1 protein-coding gene is annotated in these 633 nt (G+C 70.6%); it reads right to left on the bottom strand.

Features of this window, described 5'->3' with window-relative positions:
- Positions 1-633, bottom strand: a 633-nt coding sequence (locus N878_RS24845) for an amidohydrolase family protein (RefSeq protein ID WP_021446175.1), incomplete at both ends; no start/stop codon positions are given.

Below are 633 nucleotides of genomic sequence, written 5' to 3'. Positions count from 1 at the left end.
AGGCCGAGCCGGGCCAGGCGGGCCAGCGGCCGCTCGCCGCGCTGGGCCAGGGCCTCGGTCACTTCCTGGGCGGTCTCGTGCACGTGCATATGGATGCCGGCGTCCAGCTCGTCGGCCAACACGCGGATCTGCTCGAGCTTGTCGTCGCTCACCGTGTAGGGGGCGTGCGGGCCGAAAGCGATGCGGATGCGCGGGTGCTGCTTGAGGTCGTCGAACAGCTGCAGGCCCTTGCGCAGCGCCTCGGCGGCGTCGCGCGCGCCGGGGATGGCGAAGTCCAGCACGGGAATGGTGATCTGCGCGCGCATGCCGGCGTTGTGCACCCGCTCGGCGGCGACCTGCGGGTAGAAGTACATGTCGGAGAAACAGCTGATGCCGCCCTTGAGCTGCTCGGCGATGGCCAGGTCGGTGCCGTCGCGGACGAAGGCCTCGTCGACCCACTTGGCCTCGGCCGGCCAGATGTGCTCGTGCAGCCAGGTCATCAGCGGCAGGTCGTCGGCGATGCCGCGCAGCAGGCTCATGGCGGCGTGGCCGTGGGCGTTGACCAGGCCGGGGGCGAGCAGGCAGTCCGGCAGTTCGCGCACCTCGGCCTGCCAGGGATGCGAGGCGACTTCCTTATCGAAGCGGGACACACTG

The sequence above is a fragment of the Pseudomonas sp. EGD-AK9 genome (assembly GCF_000465935.2).
Classification (GTDB): Bacteria; Pseudomonadota; Gammaproteobacteria; order Pseudomonadales; family Pseudomonadaceae; genus Aquipseudomonas.
This window is presented reverse-complemented; position numbering and strand designations above follow the sequence as displayed.